The following is a 25,629-nucleotide window of genomic DNA, read 5'->3' on the forward strand; positions in this document are numbered from 1 at the left end:
GAATGGTGAATGGCGAGTAGCGAATAGGGGGTGGCGAATGCAAATGGTTGGCTCTGAGAATCCATTCGCCACTCGCTATTCGCCATTCGCACAAGCGGAGCGCGCCCCATGCTGACCATGATCGGCAAGCGCCTGATGTTCGCGATTCCCTCGCTGATCGGCGTCGTCATCGTCACCTTCCTGCTGACGCGCGCGCTGCCCGGCGATCCCGCCGCGTACTTCGCCGGCCCCGCCGCCACCAAGGAAGCGGTCGAGCAGATCCGCAAGAAGCTGGGTCTCGACCGGCCGCTGATCGAGCAGTTCTTCCGCTACACCAACGATCTCGCCCATGGCGATTTCGGCAACTCGCTGACCACGGGCCAGCCGGTCGCCGCCGAAATTCGCAACCGCCTGCCCGCCTCCGCCGAGCTGACACTGCTCGGCCTGATCGTCTCGATCGTGATTGCCATTCCGCTCGGCGTGCTGGCTGCAACACGGCCGGGCTCATGGATCGATCATCTCTGCCGCGTCACGACGACAGCCGGCGTGTCGCTCCCTGTGTTCTTCACCGGCCTCGTGCTGGTCTACGTCTTCTATTTCCGCCTGGGCTGGTCGCCGGCGCCGCTCGGCCGTCTCGACGTGTTCTACAGCGCGCCGCCGACCGTGACCGGCTTCTATCTGATCGACACGCTGATCGCGCGCGACTTTGAGGCGTTCCGCTCGGCGCTGAGCCAGCTGATCCTGCCGGCGACGACGCTCGCGATCTTCTCGCTGGCGCCGATTGCGCGCATGACCCGCGCCTCGATGCTGGCGGTGCTGGCATCCGAATTCGTCCGCACCGCGCGCGCCAGTGGCCTGTCGCCGACGACCGTCATCGTCACCTACGCCTTCCGCAACGCCATGCTGCCCGTGATTACCACGCTCAGCATGGTGTTCTCGTTCCTGTTAGGGGCCAACGTCCTGGTCGAGAAAGTGTTCGCCTGGCCCGGCATCGGCTCCTATGCGGTGGAAGCGCTGATCTCCTCAGACTTCGCGCCGGTGCAGGGTTTCGTGCTGACCATGGCGGTCATGTACGTTCTGCTCAATCTCGTGATCGACATCTTGTACGGCGTAATCGATCCGCGCGTCAGACTCGAAGGCTAGGGGGACGAAATGAGCTCCGTTGCGCCTGCTGTTGAACCCGTCGGTCCCGCGCGGACCTCTGGACTCGCTGCCATCCTCGAACAGACCCGCTACGTCCTCAGCGAGAACAAGGTTACGGGCTTTGCCTTCGCGCTGCTGATCCTGATCCTGATAGCCGCGATCTTCGGCCCCTATGTGGTGCCCTACGATCCGCTAGCCTCCGACACCGCCGCCGCGCTGAAACCGCCATCCGCAGCGCACTGGTTCGGCACCGACCAGCTTGGCCGCGACATTTTCAGCCGCGTCATCGTCGCAACACGGCTCGACACGTTCATCGCGGTGGCCTCCGTCGCCCTGGTATTCTTGATGGGCGGCCTCGCCGGCATCGCTGCGGGCTATTTCGGCGGCTGGACCGACCGCATCGTCGGCCGCATCGCCGACACCATCATGGCCTTCCCGCTGTTCGTGCTGGCGATGGGCATCGTCGCGGCCCTCGGCAATACCGTGCAGAACATCATCCTCGCCACCGCGATCGTGAACTTTCCGCTCTACGCCCGCGTCGCGCGCGCCGAAGCGAACGTCCGCCGCAACGCCGGCTTCGTTCAGGCCGCGCGCCTCTCCGGCAATGGCGAATTCCGCATCCTGCTGGTGCATATCCTGCCGAACATCATGCCGATCATGATCGTGCAGATGTCGCTGACCATGGGCTACGCCATCCTCAATGCCGCCGGCCTGTCCTTCATCGGCCTCGGCGTCCGTCCGCCGACCGCCGAATGGGGCATCATGGTCGCCGAAGGCGCGGGCTTCATGGTCTCGGGCGAATGGTGGATCGCGCTATTCCCCGGCCTCGCGCTGATGATCGCCGTGTTCTGCTTCAATCTCCTCGGCGACGGCCTGCGCGACATTGTCGATCCGCAGCGGAGGACGTGATGGCGAACGTTCGGTCGAAATTCTCCAATGATTCTAATCACCGTTCTACTGTGCATGGGGTTGTTTTCGAACGCTTGAGTGACGTGAGGCCTGCATGACCGCCCAGCCGCTCCTCGACGTGCAGGACCTCACCGTCGAATTCACCACCCGCCGCGGCATTGTCAAAGCCGTGCAGCACGTCAACATCTCCGTTGCCAAGGGCGAGACGCTCGCCATTGTCGGCGAATCCGGCTCCGGCAAGTCGGTGACGTCCTACGCGGTGATGCGCATCCTCGACCGGGCGGGGCGGATCGCCGAAGGCTCGGTGATGTTCTCCGGCATTGACGTCAAGGCCGCGAGCGAAGACCAGATGCGCGATTTGCGCGGCCGCGAAGTCTCGATGATCTTCCAGAACCCGCGCGCCGCGCTGAACCCGATCCGGAAAGTCGGCGACCAGATCGAGGACGTGCTGCGCACGCATGTGCAGCAGGCCCAGGTCACAGATGGCGGCGAGAAGGCGATCGAGGCGCTGGAGCAGGTCAAGATCGCGCGCCCGCGCGAGCGCTACCATGCCTATCCATTCGAGCTATCAGGCGGCATGTGCCAGCGCGTCGTCATCGCGCTCGCGCTCGCCTGCAATCCGCAGCTGCTGATCGCGGACGAGCCGACCACCGGCCTCGACGTCACCACGCAGAAGGCGGTGATGGATTTGATCGTCGAGCTGACCAAGCGCCGTGCGATGTCGACCATCCTGATCACGCACGATCTCGGGTTGGCTGCCGCCTATTGCGATCGTGTCGTGGTGATGGAGAAGGGCCGCGTCGTCGAGACCGCCAAGGCCGCCGACATCTTTGCCAACCCCCAGCACCCCTACACGAAAAAGCTGATGCGCGCGACGCCGCGGCTCGGCGTGAGCCTGCGGGATCTGCTGCCGGAGGAAGAGGGCGCAGCCGTCATGGCCGGGCCTGACCCGGCCGTCCATCACGCTTCGGAAGATTCGTCTCGGTCGATGGACCCCCGGGTCAAGCCCGGGGGTGACGAGAATCCAAAGCCGCTCCTCCTCATCGACAAGCTCGTGAAAGAGTATCCCCGTCAGGGCGCCACCGCCGTGCTCGGCAAGCTCTTCGGCCGCAAGCCGCCTGTCGAGCCGGACGTGTTCCGCGCCGTCGACGGCATCAGCTTCTCGATCGGCCATGGCGAGAGCGTCGGCCTCGTCGGCGAATCCGGCTGCGGCAAATCGACGACCTCGATGATGGTGATGCGCCTCCTGGACCAGACCTCGGGCCTGATCCAGTTCGACGGCGAGGACATCTCCGGCATCGCGCCGTCAGCCTTCGCCCGCCTGCCGCAGCGCAGCCGGATCCAGATGGTGTTCCAGGATCCGACCGACAGCCTCAACCCTCGCTTCACCGCCGCCCGCGCCATCGCCGATCCGATTCTGCAGCTCGGCGACGTCAAGGGCCGCGACGCGCTCCGCGCCCGCTGCGAGGAACTGGCGACCATGGTCGGCCTGCCGCATAATCTGCTCGACCGTTTCCCGCACCAGCTCTCCGGCGGCCAGAAGGCCCGCGTCGGCATCGCCCGCGCCATCGCGCTGCATCCAAAGCTCGTCATCCTGGACGAGCCGACCGCGGCGCTGGACGTCTCGGTGCAGGCCGTGGTGCTGAACCTGCTTCAGGATCTCAAGCAGCGGCTAGGCATGAGTTATTTGTTCGTCTCGCATGATTTGAATGTGGTGCGCTTGCTGTGCGATCGTGTCATTGTGATGCGGACGGGACGGATCGTCGAAGAGGGTTCTTCCGAGCAGGTCTTGAGCGATCCGCAGGACAACTACACCAAGGAGCTGCTGACGGCGATCCCGCATCCGCCGTTGCCGGTGCACTGATTGTTGGGAGCGTGATGGCCGAACCCCTGGACGATTACATCGACGCCGTATCGAAAGCGCTGGCGCTGCCGGTCGAGGAGGCCTGGCGGCCGGCGGTGCGCGCCAATCTCGAAGTCTCGCTGCGGCTCGCCCGCCTCGTCGACGAACTCGCGCTGCCGGACGAGACCGAGCCGGCGCCGATCTTCACGGCCTGATGCTGCCATGACCACCAAGCCAGAGATGACGGCCGCGGAAATCGCGAGCGCGGTTGCGGCCCGCAAGATGTCGGCGCTCGATGCCACCGAGGCGGCCCTCGCGCGCATCAAGCAGCACGACAGTATTCTCAATTCCTTCACCGACGTCACCGCCGATCGCGCCCGCGCCAAGGCGCGCGCCATCGATGCCGACATCGCCGCCGGCAAGACAATCGGCCCGCTCGCCGGCGTCCCCTTCGCGGTGAAGAACCTGTTTGACGTTGCTGGCCTTCCCACGCGCGCCGGCTCGAAGATCAACCGCGACCTCGCGCCCGCCAGGCGCGACGCCACGCTGATCGAGCGCATGGAAGCCGCCGGCGCCGTGCTGGTCGGTGCGCTCAACATGGGCGAATACGCCTACGACTTCACCGGCGAGAACGTCCATGACGGCCCCTCGCGCAACCCGCATGACACTACGCGGATGACCGGCGGTTCCTCTGGCGGTTCCGGCAGCGCTGTCGGCGGCGCGCTGGTGCCGATCGCGCTCGGCTCGGACACAAACGGTTCGATCCGCGTGCCGTCCTCGTTCTGCGGTATCTTCGGGCTGAAGCCGACCTATGGCCGGCTGTCGCGGGCGCGCTCGTTCCCGTTCGTGGCAAGCCTCGACCACCTCGGCCCGTTCGCGCGCTCCGTCACCGATCTCGCGCTCGCCTATGACGCGATGCAGGGCCCTGATGCCGACGACAGTGCCTGCACGACGCGTGGGCTGGAGCCGACGCTGCCGCTGATCGCCAATCCGGTCTCGGATCTGCGCATCGCGATCGCCGGCGGCTATTTTCAGAACAACCTCTTTCCGGAAGCCGTCGAGGCGGTCAGCCGCGTCGCCAAGGCGCTTGGCGCAACGCAAGTGGTCGATGTTCCCGAAGCCGCGCGCGCCCGCGCCGCGGCCTATGTCATCACCACCACCGAAGGCGCCTCGCTGCATCTCGATCGCCTGCGCAAGCGTCCCAACGATTTCGATCCGGCCGTGCGCGATCGCCTGATCGCAGGCGCGATGGTGCCGGCGTCCTTGGTCGACCGCGCGCAAAAATTCCGCCGCTGGTATCGCGGCCAGCTCGCCGAGATCTTCAAATCCGTCGATGTGCTGCTCGCGCCGGCAACGCCCTGCACCGCGCCGAAGCTCGGCCAGGTGAACTTCAATCTCGACGGCGTCGAGCTGCCGGTGCGCGCCAATATCGGTATTCACACTCAGCCGATCTCGTTCATCGGCCTGCCGGTGGTCGCGGTGCCGGTGCCGCTCGAGCCGATGCCGATCGGCGTGCAGATCATTGCCGCGCCCTGGCGAGAGGACATCGCGCTCCGCGTCGCGCACGCACTGGAAAAGATGGGCGTCGTATCCGCGCCCGCGCCGAGAGGATTGTGAAATGGAGATCGATCTCCCCGAGGTGATCGCGGAAGTCAAAGCCGCGTTCGAGCGCTATGAGCAGGCCCTCATTACCAATGACGTCGCCGTGCTCGGCGAATTGTTCCGCAATGATCCCCGCACGCTGCGCTACGGCATCGGTGAGAACCTCTATGGCTATGAGGCGATCTCCGGCTTCCGCGCCGCGCGCTCGCCGGTCGGCCTCAACCGCCGCACCACGAAAACCGTCATCACCAGCTATGGCCGCGACACGGCCGTGGCCTCCACCCTGTTCTATCGTGACACGGCTCCCGGCAAGGTCGGCCGGCAGATGCAGACCTGGATTCGCTTCCCGGAGGGCTGGCGCGTCGTCGCCGCCCATGTCAGCATCATCGACGAGTCGAACGAGACCTGACCGCATGACGCTTGACGATCTTCCGCCCGGGACACTGCCGGCCGAGCCGGTGGTGCCCCGCGTCGACCGCGCACTTCCGTCGCTGCAGAAGGTGACGCGCGCCGAGGAATTGCGTCTCCAGCTCGCCGACGAGATCGTGCGCGGAACTCTCGCGCCCGGCGCGCCGCTGGATGAGACCGACATCGCGCGGCGATTCAGCGTCTCGCGCACGCCGGTGCGCGAGGCGCTGCGCCAGTTGGTGGCGAGCGGCCTCGTCGAAGCGCGTGCTCATCGCGGCGCGGTGGTGGCGCAGCCCTCGATCGAGCGTCTCAAGAGCATGTTCGAGGCGATGGCCGAGCTCGAGGCGCTTTGCGCCGGCCTTGCCGCCGAGCGCATGTCCGCGGCCGAGCGTCACGGTCTCGAAGCCATCCACGAAGAGCTGCGGGTGCTGAGCTACGCCGGCAATCCCGACCGCTTCCACGAGGTCAACGAGCGCTTCCACAACGCGATCTATGCGGGATCGCAGAACGGCTACATCGCCGAAATCACGCTGGCGACGCGCGTCCGCGTGCAGCCGTTTCGCCGCGCCCAGTTCCGCAATCTCGGCCGATTGGCCAAGTCGCAGGCCGAGCACGACCGCGTCGTCGTCGCCATCATGCGCGGCGACAAGCAGGGCGCCGCCGCCGCCATGCGCGCGCATATCGAGCTGGTGCGCGGGGAGTATGAGATTTACGCGGTGTCGGTGTAGGCCGAAGGCGGATGCCGCATACTCGGTGTCGTCCCCGCGAAAGCGGGGACCCATAACCACAGGCAGTGGTGTGAGGCAAAGCTCCCACTCCGAGTCTTCGCCAAACCACTCCCTGTGGTTATGGGTCCCGGATCGGCGCTCCGCTTCGCTGCGCTTGTCCGGGACGACAGTCTTTATGAAGCTCGCGCCGTTCACACGCGCTATGCCGTCGCCTTCTCCGCCATGAACTTCCGCCAGCCGCCATATGCCGTGATGTCCCGCGCCTCGCCGAGCACCTCCGGCTCGACGAGGAACCCCTTCACGCTGCGGCCGTCGGCGAGCCGCACCGTGCCGATCGCCATCGGCGCCGGAATCGCATTCACGAACTTGCCGAACGCAGCCGCCGAGAGCGACCAGATCTCCAGCTCGATCGACGCACCCGTCCCGGCCGCGACGCGCAGCATGCCCGGCTTCGGCGGCGTGGTCTTGAGCGCATAGAGCTTGTAGTCCGGCGCAGTCTTCGTCGCCTCGATCAGCTTGGCGTTCAGCGCCGTCAATTCTCCATTCAGCGCCATGCCGGAGAGATGCGCGCCGACCACGGCGATGGAGATCTCATCGTCACCGCTTGCCGGCAGCGGTGCGAGCGGCGCCTGCGCCACGCCCTTGGCGCCAACGGTCAGCTTCGTATCCGCATGGAACACGCGTCCAATGCTTGCAAGCATAGCGTCGCGCCCTGCCGGCGCGAGCAGCGTGATGCCGAACGGAATGCCGTCGGCGCGCATCGCCGCAGGCACGGCGAGACCGCAGAGGTCGAGCAGATTGACAAAATTGGTGTAGGTGCCGAGCCGGCTGTTGAGCTCGATCGGATTGGCCAGCACCTGCGCCGTCGTATAGGCGGTCGGCGCCGTCGGCAGCACCAGCGCGTCGATGTTGGCAAACGTGCGCTCGGCGATCTTGCGCAGGCCCTGCAAACGGTATAGCGCGGAGAAAGTCTCCGCCGCAGACAGCCGCGCGCCGGCCGCGGTGATCTCGCGTGTTACGGGATGAATTGCATCAGGCGCGGACGCCAGCAGATCCTTGATCACGAGATAGCGTTCGGCGACCCAGGGACCTTCGTAGAGCAGCCGCGCCGTCTCGTAGAGGGGCTCGAGATCGAACTCGACCAGCGTTGCACCCAGCGCGGTCCAGCGCTTCAGCGCGTCGGCATAAGCGGCCTCCGCCTTCTTGTCGCCGAAGAAGATCAACTGCCCGTTGCGCGGCACGCCGAGACGCAAGCTGGCGGGGAGCGCCGTGATCGCGCCAAGCGGCCGGTCGCGCGAGAACGGATCGGCCTGGTCCGGCCCGGCCATCACTGACAGCGCGAGTGCAGCGTCGTCCACCGTCAGCGCGAAGACCGAGATGCAGTCGAGCGTGCGGCAGGCCGGCACGAGCCCTGCGGTCGAGATCATGCCGAGGCTCGGCTTCAGCCCGACGATGTTGTTGAGCATCGCCGGCACGCGACCTGAGCCGGCCGTGTCAGTCCCCAGCGACAGCGGCACGAGGCCAGCGCCAACGGCGACCGCCGATCCCGAGCTCGATCCGCCGGGAATCAGGTCCTCGCGGATCGAGTTCTTTGGGATGCCGTAGGGCGAGCGCACGCCGACGAGGCCGGTTGCGAACTGGTCGAGATTGGTCTTGCCGATGATGATCGCGCCGGCGGCACGCAAGCGCTCCACCGCGGTCGAGTCGTGCGTCGGCGTGTACGAGAAGGCGGGGCAGGCCGCTGTGGTCGGAAAACCAAGCGCGTCGATATTGTCCTTCACGGCGACCGGTACGCCATAGAGCGGCAGGTTAGCTGCATCCTTCGCGGCCAGCCTCTCGGCCTCTGTGATCGCGTCCTTCTCGTCGCGCAGGCTGATGAACACGGCGGGATCGTTGTGGTCGCGGATGCGCTGATAGGTCCGCGCGATCGTCTGCGCCGGCGTCATCGTGCCCGCGCGATGCGCGGCCACGATCGCGGCGATCGTTTCAGGCTGCTCAGCCCCCATGGTCGCAAAACTCCGGCAACTTGTCTCACCCGGATTGAAGCAAGCGATGTGCCATTGTGTACAATATCCGGGCAGCGCAGTCGCTCCGGATATTATCGTGAGATCAGTGACTTGGTAGCTAGGCTGATAGGCGGGCAGACCGCCGTGCCAGCGCCCTGTAGCGAGCATTTGCCTAGATCATGGGCAGTCTTGATCAGGTGAAGTCAGCGAGGATCCGGAGCAGCCGCTCCCGGTTCTCCTTGCCGATCCTGGCCTCGACATTCCGCTCGTGCTCGGCGGCGAGCCGCTTGAATTTTGCCAGCGCGGTTTCTCCCTGCGACGTGAGGTGCAGGGCGTGCGAGCGCCGGTCCGCCTTCGATTTGACCCGCTTCACCAGCTTGCGCTGTTCGAGGCTGTCGAGCAGGTGCACCAGCCGGGCACGCTCGATGCCGAGGCGTTTCGCCACCGCCATCTGCGACAGGCCCGGATTGGCGCCGATCACGGTCAGCACCGAATATTGCGTCGGGCGGATGTCGACCGCGCGAAGCGTCCTGATGAAGTCCTGAAAGATCCAGATCTGGAAGCGCCGCACCGCGTAGCCGGCGTGCCCGACCAGGGCGTCGAGGCCGATCTCGTCCGCGTCGATCAGCCGCGCGGTGCCGTTGCCGGCGCGTTTGCGGGGAGAGGTCTGGGCTGCGGTGGCTGTCACGTGGGGTCTCCTGCCGCTCAACCTTAGCGCCCCGACTGCCAGAGCGGGAGATTGTTGTTGACGACAACAATTGCCCTGCCCAACATTATGGCCAAAGCAGCCCGGAACGAGGCTGCGACCGATCCGGACGTCCGGGCGAGGAGGAGACCATGACCGCCACCCGCGGTGACGCCACAAGCCTGTTCGCAACGCCAAAAACCGTCGCCGAGCACCGCGCCGACGGCAGCATCGTGCTGCGCTCGCCCGAGCCCTTGCGCGACAGCGCGCGCTGCATCGGCGACTGGCTGGAGCAGTGGGCGCGGCTGACGCCTGACACCATCTTCCTCGCCGAGCGGGACAGCGCCGATACGCCCTGGGCCACCATGACCTACGCGGGTGCCCTGCGGCGAGTCCGTGCGGCGGCGTCCTGGATTCTGGCGCAAGACCTCAGCGCGGAGCGTCCCGTCGTCATCCTCTCCGACAACAGCATCGATCATGCACTGCTCGCGCTGGCCGCCCAGCATGTCGGCGTTCCCTCGGCCGCGATCTCGCCGGCCTATTCGCTGATGTCGAAGGACTTTGACAAGCTCAAGAGCATGATCTCGCTGCTTCAGCCGGGCGCGATCTATGTCTCCGCGACAAAGCCGTTTGCCGCGGCGCTGGCCGCGATCAAGCCGCTGCACAACGCGCACATCATCAGCGGCAATGCTGGTGATGCCGATGCGCTCGCCTTCCGCGATATCGCGGCAACGCCCGAGGCGGGCGATGTCGAGAAAGCCTTCGCCGCCGTGACGCCCGATACCATCGCAAAATTTCTGTTCACGTCAGGCTCGACCGGCACGCCGAAAGCCGTCATCAACACCCAGCGCATGCTGACCTCCAGTCAGCAGGCCAAGGCGCAGACCTGGACTTTTCTCGAACAAGGCCGCGATGATCTCGTCATCCTCGACTGGCTGCCCTGGAGCCATACCTTCGGCGCGAACCACAATTTCAACCTCGTGCTGCGTAACGGCGGCTCGCTCTATATCGACGGCGGCAAGCCTGCGCCCGGTCTCTTTGCGACCTCGCTCGCCAATCTGAAAAGCGTGATGCCGACGGTCTATTTCAACGTGCCGCGCGGGTTCGACATGCTGATCGCGGCGCTGCGCGGCGATGAAGAGCTGCGCCGCCGCTTCTTCAGTGAGGTGAAGTTCGCCTTTTATGCCGGCGCAGCCTTGCCGCAGAATCTCTGGGATGCGCTCGAGCAGCTCTCGATGGAGACCGTCGGCCGCGCGCTGCCGATGGTCTCGGCCTGGGGCTCGACGGAAACGTCACCGCTCGCCACCGACTGCCATTTCCTGGCCGAGCGCTCCGGCAATATCGGTGTGCCGATCCCGGGCACTGAGCTGAAGCTCGTCACGTCGGGCGACAAGCTCGAGGTGCGCGTGCGCGGCCCCAACGTCACGCCGGGCTATTGGAAGGCGCCCGAGCTGACAAAGCAGGCCTTTGACGAGGAAGGCTTTTACCTCATCGGCGATGCCGTGAAGCTTGCCGATAGCGCGCGGCCGGAGCAGGGCCTGTTCTTCGACGGCCGCGTCGCGGAGGACTTCAAGCTCAATTCCGGCACCTGGGTTAGCGTCGGCACGCTGCGCGTCGCCGGCATCGCCGCGCTGGCGCCGCTCGCGCAGGACATCGTCGTGACCGGCCACGGCGGCGACGAGGTGCGCTTCCTGGTGTTCCCGAACGTCGCGGCGTGCCGCGCCCATGCCGGTTTGCCCGAGACGGCAGGCGTGAATGACGTGCTCGGACACGAGAAGGTGAGAGTCGCGATCGCGCAGGGCCTCGCAAGACTGAAGCAGCAGGGCGCAAACTCCTCCGGCCACGCCACTCGCGCCCTGTTGCTCGCCGAGCCGCCCTCGGTGGATGGCGGCGAAATCACCGACAAGGGCTACATCAATCAGCGCGCCGTGCTGACGCGGCGGGCGGATGCGGTGGCGCGGCTGAACGATGATGTGTCCGGAGCGTGGGTGGGGCTGTAGCGGTCGACGCAATAAAAGCTCTCGTGCCCCGGGCGCAGCGCAGCACGCAGTGTTGCGCTGCTGAGCCGGGGCCCATCTCTCATAGCGCGTAGCTGCATGGGTCCCTGTGTCTTGGAAGTCTGTCAGGATGGGTTGGGCGGGAAGCCGTTGGGTCCTTGGCGCTTGACGCCGTGAGCCGGCTCGGTCTCCCGCCCGTTCCATTACCAACCTGAACAGTTGCACGAGGCTGCGCCAACAGACCTCGCATCACAGGGACAGGCACCGTGATCATACCCCTTCGTTGCGTCGGAATCGACGTCTCCAAACAATATCTCGATATCTTCGATGAAGGCCTGGGCGTGCCGGAGCGCATCGCCAACGCGACGCAGGCCATCACCCAGATCGCGGCGCGTTGGCGATGCGATGTGCTGGTCGTCTTCGAGGCCACGGGTGTTTATGACCTCGAGCTTCGCGAAGCGCTGAGCGAGGCCGGCATCCGTTTCGCCCGGATCAACCCGGCCCGGGCTCGTGACTTCGCGCGCGCCAGCGGGCAGCTCGCCAAGACCGACCCGATCGACGCGCGAATGCTGGCAGCCTTTGCGCGGGCCATGCAGCCAGCAACGGAGCCGACTGCCAATCCCGCCCGCAACGCCTTGGCGGGACTTGCAAAACGGCGAGATCAGCTGGTTCGCATGCGCGCGCAGGAGAAGAACCGGCGCAGCGAGACCGACGACCGTGCCATGGCCGAGCGCATCGGTCGCCTCATTGAAGTCCTCGACGGCGAGATCGCCGAGATCGAGGCCGACATCAGGGGACTAATCAAAGCCGAGCGAGAGATTGCGGACGATGCGCGATTGATGCGCTCACTGCCTNGCGTGGGTCCCGTGGCTTGCATGCAACTCATCGCGAAGATGCCGGAACTCGGACATGTGGGAGCCAAGCAGATCGCGGCGCTCGCCGGCCTGGCTCCCTTCAACGTCGACAGCGGAGCCTTCCGCGGCAAACGCAAGATTGCCGGCGGCCGAAAGCGCGTCCGTGACGCCCTCTACATGGCTGCGCTCAACGCGGTTCGCAGGGCCGATCCGTTCAAGGCCTTCTACGCACGGCTGCGACGGGCCGGCAAACCAGCCAAGCTCGCCCTCATTGCCGTCGCCAGGAAGCTGCTAACGGTCCTCAATGCCATGATGCGTGACAGAAAGCCGTACCTGAAAGCCAACCCAACATAACAGTTGCCGGCTCTGCGCAGCAGCGTTTCACGCTGCAGCGCCCGGGACACGCGAGTGGGCAAACTACGCCAGCCATCCTGCCGCAATATCTTGCCTGATTCTTTTGTTGCCTAAGCAACTAATTTGTGCGAACCATTCCGGCCAAGGACGACGGCGGGGGAACCGCCGCGTCTGATCCTGGAGGAAACGATGCGCGGCCGGAATGGTGCCGTCGGCAAATGCCGGCGCATGCCTGGGAATGACGGGGGATGGCGCCCGGCGTGCGGCCTGTCAGGTCTCGGTGCCGCCGGTCACCGCGCCGAGATTCTCGTGCAGGCGGCGGACCAGGCCGATCAGCACTTCGCGCTCGTCCTTGTTGAGGCAGGACAGCAGGCGCCGTTCGCGGTCCAGCGCCGCGACGATCACCTTGTCATGGGTGGAGCGGCCCTTTGCCGTCAGCGAAATCGAATGGGTGCGGCCGTCGTTGGGGTCGGTGCGGATCGAGACCAGCCCGCGCTTCTCGAGCCCCGCCAGCGTCCGGCTCACCGGACCCTTGTCAAATCCGATGACGTGGCAGATGCGCGAGGCCGGAATGCCGGGCTCGATCGCCAGCAGCGACATGATCCGCCATTCCGTGACGTTGACGCCGAACTGCCGCTGGTAGAACGCGGTCGCGCTGTTCGACAGCTTGTTGGCGATGAAGGTGATGAGAGCCGGGACGTAGCGATCGAGGTCGAGCGTCGGTCCGGCTTCGACGGACGCGGGTCTTGGGCGGGATCGGGTCGAAGGCGTCGGCATGTCGGGATTTTGACTCGCAAGCTGCCTTGAGACCTAAGGGCATGCGGCCGCGTTTCACAAGATCAAAGTGAGGGAGGACTTCAATGAGCGCAATCGGCTCCCCAGCGGCGAGTGGTTCATCGGCCGTCCCGCATCTCGACGTCGATCCGTTCGACATGAAGTTTTTTGCAGATCCCTATCCCACACACGAGCTGCTGCGGGAGACGGGACCGGTGGTCTATCTCGACAAGTGGAACGTCTACGGCGTGGCGCGCTATGCCGAGGTCCATGCCGTCCTGAACGACCCCGCCACCTTCTGCTCCAGCCGCGGCGTCGGCCTGTCCGACTTCAAGAAGGAGACGCCATGGCGGCCGCCGAGCCTGATCCTGGAGGCCGATCCGCCGGCGCACACCCGCACCCGCGCGGTGCTGTCGAAGGTGCTGTCGCCGACCGTGATGAAGCAGGTGCGCGATCGCTTCGCTGCAGCGGCCGAGGAGCGGGTCGACGCGCTGCTGGACAAGCGCAGCTTCGATGCGATCACGGATCTCGCGGAGGCCTATCCGCTGTCGATCTTTCCGGATGCGCTCGGGCTGAAGCCGGAGGGGCGCGAGCATCTCATTCCCTACGCGAGCGTCGTGTTCAACGCATTCGGCCCGCCCAACCAGTTGCGCCAGGAGGCGATCGAACGTTCGATGCCGCACCAGGCCTATGTCGCCGAGCAGTGTCAGCGTGACAATCTCGCGCCCGGCGGCTTCGGCGCCTGCATTCATGCGCAGGTCGACGAAGGCGCCATCACGGCGACCGAGGCTCCCCTGCTGGTGCGCTCGCTGCTCTCTGCCGGTCTCGATACCACGGTCAACGGCATCGGCGCAGCGGTCTATTGCCTCGCGCGCTTTTCCGATCAGTGGCAGCGCCTGCGCGATGATCTCTCGCTGGCGCGTGGCGCCTTCGAGGAGGCGGTGCGGTTCGAGAGCCCGGTGCAGACCTTCTTCCGCACGACGACGCGCGATGTCGAGATCTCCGGTGCGCGGATCGGCGAGGGCGAGAAGGTGCTGATGTTCCTCGCCGCCGCCAATCGCGATCCGCGGCGTTGGGACAAGCCTGATAGCTACGACATCACCCGCCGCGCCTCCGGCCATGTCGGCTTCGGTTCCGGCATCCACATGTGCGTCGGCCAGCTCGTTGCCCGTCTCGAAGGCGAGGTGATGCTGACTGCGCTGGCGCGCCGCGTCGCAAAGATCGAGATCACGGGCGAGCCGAAGCGCCGCTTCAACAACACGCTGCGCGGGCTCGACAGCCTGCCTGTCACCGTCACCCCCGCCTGACGAGGAGTTTCATGTCTGCCATCACCTTCATTCATCCCGATGGAAAGTCCGACCGCGTCGAGACCTCAGGCGGCGAAAGCGCCATGCAGGCCGCGACCCGCCACGGCCTCGACGGCATTTTGGCGGAGTGCGGCGGCAATGCCATGTGCGCGACTTGCCACGTCTATGTCGACGAAGCCTGGCTGGCGCGTCTGCCCGCGGTCGCCGACGACGAGGACGCGCTGCTCGACGGCACCGCGGCCGAGCGGCTGCCGAACAGCCGGCTGTCCTGCCAGATCGCGATCACGCCCGCGCTCGACGGGCTCGTGCTGAGACTGCCGGAGCGGCAAGTCTGACGCTCAAGGATCTAATTTTCAAAACATAGGCCGGCAACGACCGGTGCGACATCCAAAGGGGAGGGAACGATGAAACATCTGAAGTGGACGCTTGCGCTGGCCGCCAGCCTGATGGGCGGAGCGGCGAGCGCCGAGATCTCGGACAACGTCGTGCGCGTCGGTGTGCTCAACGACATCTCCGGCATCTTTCAGGACACCAATGGCATGGGTTCGGTCGAGGCCGCGCGCATGGCGGCGGAGGATTTCAACGGCGGCGGCAAAGGCATCAAGGTCGAGATCGTCTATGCCGATCACCAGAACAAGGCCGACGTCGGCAACGCCATCGCGCGCAAATGGCTGGATGTCGAGGGCGTCGATGCCATCGTCGACGTGCCGAACTCGGCCGTCGGCCTTTCGATCAACACGCTGCTGCGCGACAGCCGCATGACCTTTTTGGCGTCATCCACGGCAAGCTCGGATCTCACCGGCAAGGCCTGCTCGCCGAACACCATTCAGTGGGTCAATGACGCTTGGGCGACCGGGAACACTACCGCAGCCGCGATGATGTCGCGCGGCGGCAAGGATTGGTATTTCCTCACGGTCGACTACGCACTCGGCAAGGGCATCGAGGCTGAAGCGCAAAAGTATATCGAGGGCCACGGCGGCAAGGTGCTTGGCTCCTCGAAACATCCGCTCGGCACCTCCGACTTCGCCTCCTTCTTGTTGCAGGCACAGGGCTCGAAGGCGCAGGTGATCGGCCTTGCCAACGCCGGCGGCGACACCATCAACGCGGTGAAGCAGGCCGCCGAGTTCGGCATCCAGCAGGGTGGGCAGAAGCTCGTCGCCTTCCTGCTCTTCATCAACGACATCCACGGTATGGGCATCAAGGTCGCGCAAGGCCTCCAGCTGATGGAAGCCTTCTACTGGGACATGAACGACGATACCCGCGCTTTCGCAAAACGTTTCGCCGCGCGGCCCGGCATGAACGGCAAGATGCCGAGCGGCAACCAGGCTGGCGTCTATGCCTCCACGCTCGCCTATCTCAACGCGGTTGCGGCGACTGGCAGCGATAATGCCAAGGACGTCGTGCCCGAGATGAAGAAGTTCAAAGGCAAGGACAAGCTGTTCGGCGACACCACGATCCGCCAGGACGGCCGCGTCGTGCATCCGATGTATCTGTTCGAGGTGAAGAAGCCGGAGGAGTCGAAATATCCCTACGACTACTACAAGCTGGTCTCGACGATTCCCGCGGATCAGGCCTTCCGCCCGCTGGCGGAGGGCGGGTGTGACCTGGTGAAGTAGGGGCCGCTGGCGCGATCCTCCTTCACCTCTCCCCGCTCGCGGGGAGAGGTCGGATCGCTCTTGCGATCCGGGTGAGGGGGTACAGGTCTTACGTCCAAGCCACCCACGGAGAGAGGCCCCTCACCCCAACCCTCTCCCCGTAAGAACGGGGAGAGGGAGAAGAGTCATCCCACCACCTTGCTTGACCCCTGCGTGATCAGCCGCGCCGCGCGCTGGTCTCGCGCGTAGATCCACAGCCAGCTCAGCGCGACGCTGAGGCGGTGGCGCAGGCCAATCAGGAAGTAGATGTGGGCGATGCCCCAGATCCACCACGCGATGGTGCCGCGCAGCTTGACCTTGCCGAAATCGATCACCGCGAGCCGCTTGCCGATCTGGGCGAGGCTGCCGGCGTGCTTGTAGCGGAACGCGCCCTTGTTCTCGCCGCGCAGGCGCGCCTTGATGGTCTCGGCGACGTGACGGCCCTGCTGCTTTGCCGCCGGCGCGATGCCGGGCACCGGCTTGCCTTCCCAGGCATTGATGCTGACGGTGTCGCCGATCGCAAAAATCTCGGGATGGCCGGGAATGGTGAGGTCGGCCTCGACCTCTACGCGCCCGGCGCGATCGGCTGGCGCACCGAGCCATTCCGCAGCGGGCGAGGCGCGCACGCCGGCGGCCCAGATCCGGGTCTTTGCCTCGAGCAGCTTGCCGCCGAACACAACGCCCTCACGGTTGATCTCGGTGACGGCCTGCCCGAGCACGACCTCGACGCCGATGTTCTCCAGCGAGGCCTGCGCATAAGCGGAGAGATCGTCAGCAAAGCCCGCGAGCACGCGCGGGCCGGCCTCGATCAGCACCACGCGCGCCTTCGTCGTGTCGATGTTGCGGAAGTCGGCGGGCAGGGTGTGATGCGCCATCTCGGCGATGGTGCCGGCAAGCTCGACGCCGGTCGGGCCGGCGCCGACAATCACGAAGGTGAGCCGCGCGGCGCGCTTGGCCGGATCGGTCTCGCGCTCGGCGCGCTCGAACGCCACCAGGATGTGGCGGCGCAAGGTGGTGCCGTCCTCCAGAGTCTTCAGGCCGGGTGCCCATGTCTCCCACTCGTCGTGACCGAAATAGGCGTGGCGCGCGCCGGTCGCGAGCACCAGCGTGTCGTAGGGCACCTCGCTGCCGTCGTCGATCAGCACGCAGCGGCGTGCGGCATCGACGCCGCTTACCGTAGCGAACAGTGTCGTCACTTCGCGCCGGTCGCGCATCAGGTGCCGGATCGGCCAGGCGATCTCGCTGGTCGCGAGCGAGGCCGTCGCAACCTGGTAGAGCAGCGGCTGAAACAGATGATGGTTGCGGCGGTCGATCAGTGTGATCTCGACCGGCGCGCCCGCGAGCCGGTAGGTCGTCTCCAACCCGCCGAAGCCGGCTCCGACGATGACGACGCGATGCGGTGTCGTGGTCATGATGCGCCCTCGAATCTAGCTGCTCTCTTCCTTCATTTAAGTGCGGATCGGGCGCCGCGGTCCAATAGCCGTCATCAATCGTCGCATAGGCCGGATGTATCGATCGGCCGCGAAAAAGCGCCGCAGGCTCGGCCAGGCCTTGGCCGAAGTGAGTAGAATTATATTTCTTGCCATCGGCGATTGGGGCGAAATATGGTGCAGGGGCGGGCGCTGAGCCATTGGCGGCGCGACAGATTTTGCGTTCAATAGAGACTGGCCCGGGGCGGCGATCACCCCGTTTCCGGGATCAATAATAAGGAGGGGAGTGGTTATGAGGACGGCATTCTGGCTGGCGGGCGCAGCGGCGCTGGTGCTGGCGAGCCCGGCATTCGCCGGCGACACCATCAAGATCGGTTTCGTTTCGACCTTCAGCGGCCCGACCGCCGTAATCGGCAACGACATGCGCAACTCGTTCGAGCTGGCGCTTGATCACCTCGGGCGCAAGATGGACGGCAAGCCGGTCGAGGTGATCTACGAGGACGACGGCCAGAAGCCTGACGTGGGCAAGCAGAAGACCGAGAAGCTGGTGCAGTCCGACAAGGTCGATTTCATCGTCGGCTACATCTGGTCGAACGTGCTGCTGGCCTCGCTCAAGACCGCGGTGGACTCGAAGACCTTCCTGATCTCGGCCAATGCCGGCCCGTCGCAGCTCGCGGGCGAGCTCTGCTCGCCTTACGTGTTCTCGACCTCCTGGCAGAACGACCAGACGCCCGCCGCCATGGGCCTCTACATGAACCAGAAGGGCGTCAAGAGCGTGTTCCTGATCGGCCCGAACTATGCGGCCGGCAAGGACATGCTGGCGGGCGTGAAGAGCACGTTCAAGGGCGAGATCAAGGGCGAGGAATACACGGTGTGGCCGAGCCAGCTCGACTTCTCTGCCGAGCTTTCGAAGGCGCGCGCTTCGGGCGCGGAGTCGATCTTCGTGTTCTATCCCGGTGCCGCCGGCGTGCAGTTCCTCAACCAATATGCGCAAGCCGGCCTGAAGAGCACGATGCCGCTCTACACCGCCTTCACCGTCGACGAGCTGTCGCTGCCGCTGCAGAAGGAGAACGCCCTCGGCGTCCCCGGCGCGCAGGAATGGGTCAACGACCTCCCCAACGAGCAGAACAAGCGCTTCGTCGCCGACTACCGCAAGAAGTACACCGGTCTCCGCCCGACCTATTACGGCGCACAGGCCTATGATGCGGCCCAGCTGATCAACAGTGCGGTCGTCGCCGTGAAGGGCGACACCAGCAAGAAGGACGCGATGAAGGCCGAGATGGAAAAGGCCAACTTCAAGTCGCTGCGCGGTGCGTTCAAATACGGCAACAACCACATCCCGGTGCAGAGCTTCTACCTCCAGGACGTGGTGAAGGATGCCGAAGGCCAGCTCGCGCTGAAGACCGTCGCCACCATCGTCGAGAACGACCAGGATCGCTTCCACGACAAGTGTCAGATGAAGTAGCTACGAGCGACGCTCTCTCTTCCCCTCTCCCCGCAGGCGGGGAGAGGTAAAGGACCTTACACCCTCGGCATGCTCGCGGGCCGCACCTCGCGGGCCTGCGCCGCGAGCCTGATGCCGGCATTGGCCGCGCCAAAGCCCTGGTAATTCCTGCGTTCGACGATCTCGAAGAAGAAGCGCTCATCGAAGATGTGGGTGTAGACCTGGAAGAACTCGCCGTCACCCTCGCGGTCGTAGAGGATGTGGTTGGCGCGCAGCTGCGCCATCAGCTCGGGGGCGAGATCGTATTTGGCTTCGATGTCGTCGTAGTAGTTGTCGGGGATGTCCAGGAAATCCGCGCCGCGCTTGCGCATCTCCGCCACCGTCGCGAAGATGTCGTTGCAGGAGAACGCGACGTGCTGCACGCCTGAGCCGAAGAACTCCGAGATGAAGCGCGCCGGCAGCGTCCGGTTGGCAGAGGAGCCGTTGAGGACGAAGCGCAGGCTCTGGTCGGCGTTGATGATGGCCTGGCTTTGCACGAGGCCGCGGGGGTCGGCGATCTCCATCTGCGGCAGCCGCTTCAGGTCGAGGATGCCGGTGTAGAACAAGAGCCACGACAGCATCTCGTCATAGGGCATCGACTGCGCGATGTGGTCGACGGCGAGCAGGGCATCCTTGGCGGCATCGCTCGCCACCGGCTCGAAATCTGTGTCCCAGTTCTTGCCGGCCTGGTCGAGGAAATACAGGAGACTGCCACCAACGCCGTGGATCGCGGGAATCTCCAATTCGCCGGGACCGACCGGCTGGTAGAACGTCCGCGCCTTCAGCGTCTCGGCGCGCTGCATGGCAAGGCCGGCATTGTCAACGTCGAGCGCGATGGCGCAGACGCCGGGGCCGTGTGTGACGTAGTGCGAATGCGCAAAGCCGTCGGTCTCGCAATTGATCACGAGCTCGACCTTGCCCTGCGACCAGCGCTCCACCGCCTTGCTGCGATGCTTGCCGCTCTTGCGGAAGCCGAGCTGCGAGAACAGGCGGGCGAGGTCGCCGGCCTTGGTCTCATTGACGGCAAACTCGATGAACCCGGTGCCGCCGCTTTTCGCTTTCGGTGCCAGCGGCTCGCCGGCGAACTTTGGCCAATCCGGCGCGAGCTGGTCCTCCAGCAGGATCAGCGAGCGCAGGCCGTCCACCGCGGTCTGTGCGGCCGAGCCGGCGCGGAACTGGTCGTTGAAGATCTCCAGCGACAGCGGCCCGGCATAGCCGGTCGCCGCGATCGCCTTCATGAACTCGCCGACCGGCAGGTCGCCCTGGCCGGGGAAGGAGCGGAAGTGCCGGCTCCACGACAGGATGTCGAGCTCGAGTTTTGGTGCGTCGGCGAGCTGCACCAGGAAGATCTTGTCGCCGGGGATCGAGGCCATCGCGCGAACCGGGAAGCCCGGCGCCAGCGCGTGAAAGCTGTCGAGGATGACGCCGATCGCGGGATGATCGGCGCGGCGCACGATCTCCCAGGCATCGCGGTAGTCGTTGACATGGCGGCCCCAGGCCAGCGCCTCGTAGCCAACGCGCAAGCCACGCTTGGCCGCCTGCTCGCCAAGCTCGCGGAAATCATCAGCTGCGCGGTCGATGCCGCCGAGCGAGGCGGGCGACACGTTCGAGCAGATCAGCAAGAGATCGGTGCCGAGCTCCTGCATCAAATCGAACTTGCGCATCGCGCGGGCAAAATTGCGCGTACGCTGCGGCTCCGGCATGCCCTCGAAATCGCGGAACGGCTGGAATGCGCAAACCTTGAGATTGAGATCGCCGCAGAGCTTTGCGATGTCGCGCGGGCCCGAACCGAACGACAGCAAATCGTTCTCGAAGATTTCGACCTCGTCGAAGCCGGCTGACGCGATGGCACGGAGCTTTTCGTCCAGCGCCCCTGAGAGAGAGACGGTCGCGATCGAGCGCTTGTTCATGCTGCCTGCTCCATGATCCGCCCCGGTGAGATAGTCTGGCCCGTGCGCGCGGCCTCGGTGACGGCTTCGACGACGGCGAGCGTTCCCATCGCGTCCTCGGCTGAGATCAGCGGCTGTTCGTGGCCGGCGATGACCGCGCAGAAATGGCGGAGCTGCTCGACCAGCGGATCGAAGGCAGGCGGCGCAACGCTCTCGCGCGACAGCGGCGCGTACCAGCCGGGCTCTCGCACATAGGACCACAGCTCCATATTCGGCACGGACAGCGATCCCGCGGTGCCGGAGAAGATGTAGCAGGGCTGATCCTGCTTGGGGTATGCAGCGTTCTCGCCCGAGGAGAGCTCCCAGCTCCACGGCGCCGGCGTCGTATCCGATACGGTGACGGTCCCCAGCGCGCCACTTGCAAAGCGCAGCAGCAGCGCTGCGGTGTCCTCGACGGTAAATCCGCGCGCCTTGTTCGAGGTCAGCGCCTGCACCTCGGCGATCTCGCCGCAGATGAAGCGGAGATTGTCGATGTCGTGGATGAGGTTGATCAGCAGCGGTCCGCCGCCTTGCTCGCGCCGCCAGGCCACCTCGAAATAATCGTCGGGCTTTTTAAGTAGCCATAGGCCGACCACGGCGGTGAGCTGGCCGAGCTTGCCGGTCGTCACCGCCTCGCGTGCGGCCTTGATGATCGGATTGTGCCGGCGGTGATGACCGACCAGCATCGGCACACCGGTGCGCTTGATCGCGGCGCAGAGGCGCTGCGCGGTGGCAACGGTCTCAGTCACCGGCTTCTCGATCAGCGCCGGCACGCCCGCCGCCGCGCAATCGAGCGCCATCGGCAGGTGCAGCGTGTTAGGCGAGGCGATGACGAGGCCGTCGGGCTTCGCTTGTTCCAGCAGCGCGCGGTGGTCCGCATACCAGGGCACGCCGTGCGACCGCGCATAGTCCTTCGCGGCCGGCGAGGGGTCGGCAATGCCTGACAGCACGCAATCCGGCGATGCCGCGATCAATTCGATATGGCGGCGGCCGATCAGGCCGGCGCCGGCGACCGCGATGCGCATTCGCGCGCTCATGCCGCACTCTCCTCCATCGCGCCGCCGAGGAAGAGCTGGCCGATGCGGGGATCGTTCAGGATGCGGTCGGCCTTGTCGACCATGCGGGTCTGGCCGAGCTCGAGCACGATGCCGAAATCGGAGATTTCCAGCGCCGAGCGCGCGTTCTGCTCGATCATGAGGATCGTGACGCCGCGGTCACGCAGGCTTTTGAGGATATCGAAGGTCTGCTGCACCATCAACGGCGACAGGCCGATCGAGGGCTCGTCGATCAGCACCAACTTCGGTTCGAGCAGCAGCGAGCGGGCGATCTCGAGCTGCTTCTGCTCGCCGCCCGAGAGCGTCGAGGCCTGCTGTGTCGATTTGCGGCGCAGTGCGGGAAACAGGTCGAGCGCGGCCTCTATCCGCATCGGCAGGTCGATGCCTTTCCCGGCGGCGACGCCGCCGAGCTCGATATTGTGGCGCACCGACAGCTCCGGAAAGATGTTGCGGCCCTGCGGCACGTAGCAGATGCCGGCGTTGAGCAGTGCGCGCTGGCTCAAATTGGTGACGTCGCGGCCGGCGAAGTTGATCTTGCCCTCGCGCAGCTTCAGAAGGCCGAAGATCGCCTTGAACACCGTCGATTTGCCGGCGCCGTTCGGGCCGATGATGGTGGTGATGGTCGCCTGCGGCACGGCGAAGCTCGTGCCGTTCAAAATCGTCATCTTGCCGTAGCCGCCGACGAGATTGTGAACCGACAGGATCGGGGCGCTCATGGCTCGCTCTCCCTAATGTCCGAGATAGGCTTCGATCACGGCGGGGTTTTTGCGCACCTCGTCGGGCCGTCCCATCGCCAGCACCTTGCCCTCCGCCATCACCATCACGCGCGAGCACAGCGACATCACGAATTCCATGTTGTGCTCGATCACGACGAAGGTCGCGTTCTTCTCGCGGTTGATCGCGACCAGGCGGTCCTTGAGGTCCGCCAGCATCGACGGATTGACGCCGCCGGCGGGCTCGTCGAGCAGCACCAGGCGCGGCCCGCCCATGAACGCCATGGCGGCGTCGAGCAGCTTTTGCTGGCCATAGGAGAGGCCGCCGGCCGGCTCGTCGGCGAGATGATCGAGCTTGAAGAAACCGATCATCTGGTTGGCAGCGTCGGTCAGCCCGGCATCGGAACGGCCGACGAGGCGCGAGGCCATGTTGCCCTGGTGCTCCTGCCCGGCGAGGATCAGGTTCTCTCGCACCGAGAGCTTTGGGAACACCTGCAACAGCTGGAAGGTGCGGCTGACCCCGAGCTTGTTGAGCTCGGAAGGTCGGAGGCCCGTGACGGTCTTGCCGTCGAGCTTGACCTCGCCGCCTGATGGCGTGAGCTGGCCGAGGATGCAGTTGAACAGCGTGGACTTGCCGCAGCCGTTCGGACCGATCAGGCCGAGGATCTCGCCCTCGCGCACGTCGAACGAGACGCCGTCGACGGCGCTGATGCCGCCAAAGTTCTTCTTGATGTCAGTGACTTCGAGGACCGCACTCATTGCGCCGTCTCCAGCCTGGATTTGGCGACGGCGCGGAGCGCGGACGCCGCCTTGGTGCGCCGCGCGGCCATGTAGCGATCGAGGATCCCCAGAATGCCGGTCGGCGACCAGATCAGCAGCAGCATCACCGCGACCGCATAGAGCATCAGGTAATAGCCTTCGGTGAAGCGCAGCCATTCCGGCAGCAGCACCGCGATCATCGCCCCCAGGAACGGGCCGAAATAGAAGCCGGCACCGCCGACGATCACCATCATCAGAAGATCGAGCGAGAGCGACAGGTTGAAGGGAACAGGGTCGATATATTGCGTCAGCGGCGCATAGAGCGCGCCGGCGACGCCGCCGAGTGCCGAGCCGATCGCGAACGCCATCAGCGTATAGCGCCGCGTGTCAATACCGAGCGATTGCGCGCGCAAGGGATTTTCGCGCAGCGCCATGAAGGCGCGGCCCCAGGGCGAGCGGATCAGCCACCACACCGCGAGCGAGACGATCGCGAGCGAGCCGAGGCAGACATAGTAGAACGGCAGCGGTTTGTTGGTGGCAATCCCGAAGATGTGCGGCCGCGGGATGTTGGAAATGCCGTAGATGCCGCCGGTGAGCCAGCTCTCGTTGCGGAACACGAGGAAGGCCAGCGTCGAAAAGGCGAGGGTGACGAAAGCGAGGTAATGGTGTTGCACGCGCAGCGCGGGATAGCCGAGCACCCAGCCGACCGCGAAGCTAAGGATGATCGCGACCAGGATCGCAGCCGGCAGCGGCCAGCCATGGGTGGTCATGATCGCCGCTGCATAGGCGCCGATGCCGACGAAGGCGCCCTGCGCCAACGAGACCTGTCCGGCATAGCCGAGCGTGAGGTTGAGGCCCATCGCGGCGATGGTCATCACCGCCCATTGGCTCAGGATGAACAGACCGTAGCGGTTGAAGTTCATGGGGACGATGATCAGGCCGGCGATGACGATGAGGCCGAGCGCGATCTTCAGGGGTTTGGCAAAGCCGCTCATACCGTGCGCTCCTCGGCGCGGCCGAGCAATCCTTGCGGCCGGAACAGGATGACGACGATCAGGAAGATCAGCGGCACCGCCGCGCGGTACTGCGTCGAGACATAGCTTGCCGCGAGATTGTCGAGCACGCCGATCAGGAGGCCGCCGGCGATCGCGCCGCGCACCTGGTTGAAACCGCCGACGATCGCCGCGATGAAGGCGGCCTGGCCCAGCACTTCGCCGGAGGAGAATTTTGCGAGGTAGATCGGCGTGATCAGCAGCGAAGCCAGTGCGACCAGGAAGGCGTTGATCAGGAAGGTCAGGAGGATCATGCGCTCGACCGGAACGCCGATGATACGCGCCACCGTCGGGTTCTGCGCTGCTGCCTGCATCTGGTGGCCGAGCGAGGTGCGGTTCAGCAGCGTCGTCAGTCCGAGGACGGCAAGGATGGCGACGACGAGGACGCCGATGCTTTGCAGCGAAACGGCGTGGCCGAGGATGGAGATGTCACCGGTCGGCACGATCGACGGGAAGGGCGAAGCCTCGGCGCTGAAGAATTGTTTGACGGCTTCCTTGATACCGATGGCGAGCGCCATGGTCGCGATTGCCAGCGGCAACACGCCGTGGCGCATCATGGGATCGACCAGCAGCATCTTGAAGGCGAGGCCGAGCAGGATCATCGAGAGCAGGATGCCGAGGATGATGGCGAGCCAGAACGGCGCACCGGCATGCATCGCCGCCAGCATCAGGAACGCCGGCAGCATCACGAACTCGCCTTGCGCGAAATTGATGGTCTGCGAGGTCTGCCACAGCAGCGTGAAGCCGACCGCAACCAGCGCGTAGATGGCGCCGGTGGCCAGTCCTGCGACCAGTAGATCGAATAGGTTGGACATGTTCCCCTCTTTCCTCTCCCTCTCCCTGCTCTTTCTTCTCCCTCTCCCCGTTCTTACGGGGAGAGGGCAGGGGTGAGGGGCCTCTCTCCGCGAATTCGATTGTCACCGTGACTGCGGAAGCACCCCTCACCCCACCCTCGCCCCGCGAAGAGCGGGGAGAGGGAGAGCAGA

At 65.4% G+C, this 25,629-nt stretch carries 23 protein-coding genes; 13 read left to right on the forward strand and 10 right to left on the reverse strand.

Features of this window, described 5'->3' with window-relative positions:
- The first annotated feature begins 108 nt into the window (after positions 1–108).
- The 7 genes from BRAGE_RS0140860 to BRAGE_RS0140890 all read left to right on the forward strand — a co-directional run bounded on the left by BRAGE_RS0140860 (position 109) and on the right by BRAGE_RS0140890 (position 6,612).
- Positions 109–1,122 carry an ABC transporter permease gene (locus tag BRAGE_RS0140860; protein ID WP_027563173.1) on the forward strand — a complete coding sequence of 338 codons (1,014 nt, stop codon included), beginning with the start codon at positions 109–111 and terminating at the stop codon, positions 1,120–1,122.
- 9 nt (positions 1,123–1,131) lie between these two features.
- Entirely contained in the window at positions 1,132–2,031 is a 900-nt protein-coding gene (locus tag BRAGE_RS0140865) for an ABC transporter permease (RefSeq protein WP_027563172.1), read from the forward strand.
- A gap of 94 nt (positions 2,032–2,125) precedes the next feature.
- On the forward strand, positions 2,126–3,895 hold the full coding sequence (locus tag BRAGE_RS0140870; RefSeq protein ID WP_027563171.1) for a dipeptide ABC transporter ATP-binding protein: 1,770 nt from the start codon (positions 2,126–2,128) through the stop codon (positions 3,893–3,895).
- 14 nt (positions 3,896–3,909) lie between these two features.
- Positions 3,910–4,089 (forward strand): DUF4089 domain-containing protein, encoded by a 180-nt coding sequence (locus BRAGE_RS0140875; protein ID WP_027563170.1) that lies wholly within the window; start codon positions 3,910–3,912, stop codon positions 4,087–4,089.
- Between the two features lie 7 nt (positions 4,090–4,096).
- Positions 4,097–5,491 (forward strand): AtzE family amidohydrolase, encoded by a 1,395-nt coding sequence (locus tag BRAGE_RS0140880; protein WP_027563169.1) that lies wholly within the window; start codon positions 4,097–4,099, stop codon positions 5,489–5,491.
- Between the two features lies 1 nt (position 5,492).
- Positions 5,493–5,885 (forward strand): oxalurate catabolism protein HpxZ, encoded by a 393-nt coding sequence (gene hpxZ, locus BRAGE_RS0140885; RefSeq protein ID WP_027563168.1) that lies wholly within the window; start codon positions 5,493–5,495, stop codon positions 5,883–5,885.
- Between the two features lie 4 nt (positions 5,886–5,889).
- Positions 5,890–6,612, forward strand: coding sequence for a GntR family transcriptional regulator (locus BRAGE_RS0140890; protein ID WP_027563167.1), 723 nt, complete (start codon positions 5,890–5,892; stop codon positions 6,610–6,612).
- Between the two features lie 200 nt (positions 6,613–6,812).
- On the opposite strand, the gene atzF is transcribed toward BRAGE_RS0140890, so the two are convergent.
- Together atzF and BRAGE_RS0140900 are read right to left on the reverse strand one after the other, a co-directional pair.
- Positions 6,813–8,618: an allophanate hydrolase gene (gene atzF / locus BRAGE_RS0140895; RefSeq protein ID WP_027563166.1), complete on the reverse strand. Its 1,806-nt coding sequence runs from the start codon at positions 8,616–8,618 to the stop codon at positions 6,813–6,815.
- Positions 8,619–8,811: 193 nt separating this feature from the next.
- Positions 8,812–9,306 carry a MarR family winged helix-turn-helix transcriptional regulator gene (locus BRAGE_RS0140900; RefSeq protein ID WP_027563165.1) on the reverse strand — a complete coding sequence of 165 codons (495 nt, stop codon included), beginning with the start codon at positions 9,304–9,306 and terminating at the stop codon, positions 8,812–8,814.
- Positions 9,307–9,455: 149 nt separating this feature from the next.
- On the opposite strand from BRAGE_RS0140900, the gene BRAGE_RS0140905 reads away from it, so the two are divergent.
- Together BRAGE_RS0140905 and BRAGE_RS0140910 are read left to right on the forward strand one after the other, a co-directional pair.
- Positions 9,456–11,303 (forward strand): feruloyl-CoA synthase, encoded by a 1,848-nt coding sequence (locus tag BRAGE_RS0140905; RefSeq protein ID WP_027563164.1) that lies wholly within the window; start codon positions 9,456–9,458, stop codon positions 11,301–11,303.
- A 263-nt stretch (positions 11,304–11,566) separates the two neighbouring features.
- Positions 11,567–12,508 carry an IS110 family transposase gene (locus BRAGE_RS0140910; protein ID WP_028146490.1) on the forward strand — a complete coding sequence of 314 codons (942 nt, stop codon included), beginning with the start codon at positions 11,567–11,569 and terminating at the stop codon, positions 12,506–12,508.
- Positions 12,509–12,778: 270 nt separating this feature from the next.
- Here the strand turns inward: BRAGE_RS0140910 and BRAGE_RS0140915 are convergent, their stop codons facing one another.
- Complete coding sequence (locus BRAGE_RS0140915; protein WP_027564122.1) at positions 12,779–13,285, reverse strand: MarR family winged helix-turn-helix transcriptional regulator; 507 nt, start codon at positions 13,283–13,285, stop codon at positions 12,779–12,781.
- An 83-nt stretch (positions 13,286–13,368) separates the two neighbouring features.
- On the opposite strand from BRAGE_RS0140915, the gene BRAGE_RS0140920 reads away from it, so the two are divergent.
- From BRAGE_RS0140920 to BRAGE_RS0140930, 3 genes are all read left to right on the forward strand, one after another.
- The gene (locus tag BRAGE_RS0140920) at positions 13,369–14,589 is read left to right on the forward strand and encodes a cytochrome P450 (RefSeq protein ID WP_027564123.1); all 1,221 of its coding nucleotides are present in this window, start codon (positions 13,369–13,371) and stop codon (positions 14,587–14,589) included.
- Positions 14,590–14,600: 11 nt separating this feature from the next.
- Complete coding sequence (locus BRAGE_RS0140925) at positions 14,601–14,924, forward strand: 2Fe-2S iron-sulfur cluster-binding protein (RefSeq protein WP_027564124.1); 324 nt, start codon at positions 14,601–14,603, stop codon at positions 14,922–14,924.
- Positions 14,925–14,993: 69 nt separating this feature from the next.
- A complete protein-coding gene (locus BRAGE_RS0140930; RefSeq protein ID WP_027564125.1) occupies positions 14,994–16,205 on the forward strand; it encodes an ABC transporter substrate-binding protein in 1,212 nt (403 codons plus the stop codon).
- Between the two features lie 164 nt (positions 16,206–16,369).
- Here the strand turns inward: BRAGE_RS0140930 and BRAGE_RS0140935 are convergent, their stop codons facing one another.
- Positions 16,370–17,635, reverse strand: coding sequence for an NAD(P)/FAD-dependent oxidoreductase (locus BRAGE_RS0140935; RefSeq protein WP_027564126.1), 1,266 nt, complete (start codon positions 17,633–17,635; stop codon positions 16,370–16,372).
- Positions 17,636–17,945: 310 nt separating this feature from the next.
- On the opposite strand from BRAGE_RS0140935, the gene BRAGE_RS0140940 reads away from it, so the two are divergent.
- Positions 17,946–19,118 (forward strand): ABC transporter substrate-binding protein, encoded by a 1,173-nt coding sequence (locus BRAGE_RS0140940; protein ID WP_027564127.1) that lies wholly within the window; start codon positions 17,946–17,948, stop codon positions 19,116–19,118.
- 56 nt (positions 19,119–19,174) lie between these two features.
- Here BRAGE_RS0140940 and BRAGE_RS0140945 read toward each other — a convergent pair whose 3' ends face one another.
- From BRAGE_RS0140945 to BRAGE_RS0140970, 6 genes are read right to left on the reverse strand one after another with little or no spacing between them, the layout of a single operon-like run.
- On the reverse strand, positions 19,175–21,046 hold the full coding sequence (locus tag BRAGE_RS0140945) for a bifunctional sugar phosphate isomerase/epimerase/4-hydroxyphenylpyruvate dioxygenase family protein (protein WP_027564128.1): 1,872 nt from the start codon (positions 21,044–21,046) through the stop codon (positions 19,175–19,177).
- Positions 21,043–22,101 (reverse strand): Gfo/Idh/MocA family protein, encoded by a 1,059-nt coding sequence (locus BRAGE_RS0140950; protein ID WP_027564129.1) that lies wholly within the window; start codon positions 22,099–22,101, stop codon positions 21,043–21,045. The genes BRAGE_RS0140945 and BRAGE_RS0140950 overlap by 4 nt, the downstream gene beginning before the upstream one ends.
- Positions 22,098–22,835: an ABC transporter ATP-binding protein gene (locus BRAGE_RS0140955; RefSeq protein ID WP_027564130.1), complete on the reverse strand. Its 738-nt coding sequence runs from the start codon at positions 22,833–22,835 to the stop codon at positions 22,098–22,100. The genes BRAGE_RS0140950 and BRAGE_RS0140955 overlap by 4 nt, the downstream gene beginning before the upstream one ends.
- Positions 22,836–22,847: 12 nt before the next feature.
- Positions 22,848–23,591 carry an ABC transporter ATP-binding protein gene (locus tag BRAGE_RS0140960; protein ID WP_027564131.1) on the reverse strand — a complete coding sequence of 248 codons (744 nt, stop codon included), beginning with the start codon at positions 23,589–23,591 and terminating at the stop codon, positions 22,848–22,850.
- Positions 23,588–24,586 (reverse strand): branched-chain amino acid ABC transporter permease, encoded by a 999-nt coding sequence (locus BRAGE_RS0140965; protein ID WP_027564132.1) that lies wholly within the window; start codon positions 24,584–24,586, stop codon positions 23,588–23,590. The genes BRAGE_RS0140960 and BRAGE_RS0140965 overlap by 4 nt, the downstream gene beginning before the upstream one ends.
- Entirely contained in the window at positions 24,583–25,458 is an 876-nt protein-coding gene (locus BRAGE_RS0140970; protein WP_027564133.1) for a branched-chain amino acid ABC transporter permease, read from the reverse strand. The genes BRAGE_RS0140965 and BRAGE_RS0140970 overlap by 4 nt, the downstream gene beginning before the upstream one ends.
- Positions 25,459–25,629: the final 171 nt, after the last annotated feature.

This window comes from Bradyrhizobium genosp. SA-4 str. CB756 (assembly GCF_000473125.1).
Taxonomy (GTDB): Bacteria; Pseudomonadota; Alphaproteobacteria; order Rhizobiales; family Xanthobacteraceae; genus Bradyrhizobium; species Bradyrhizobium arachidis.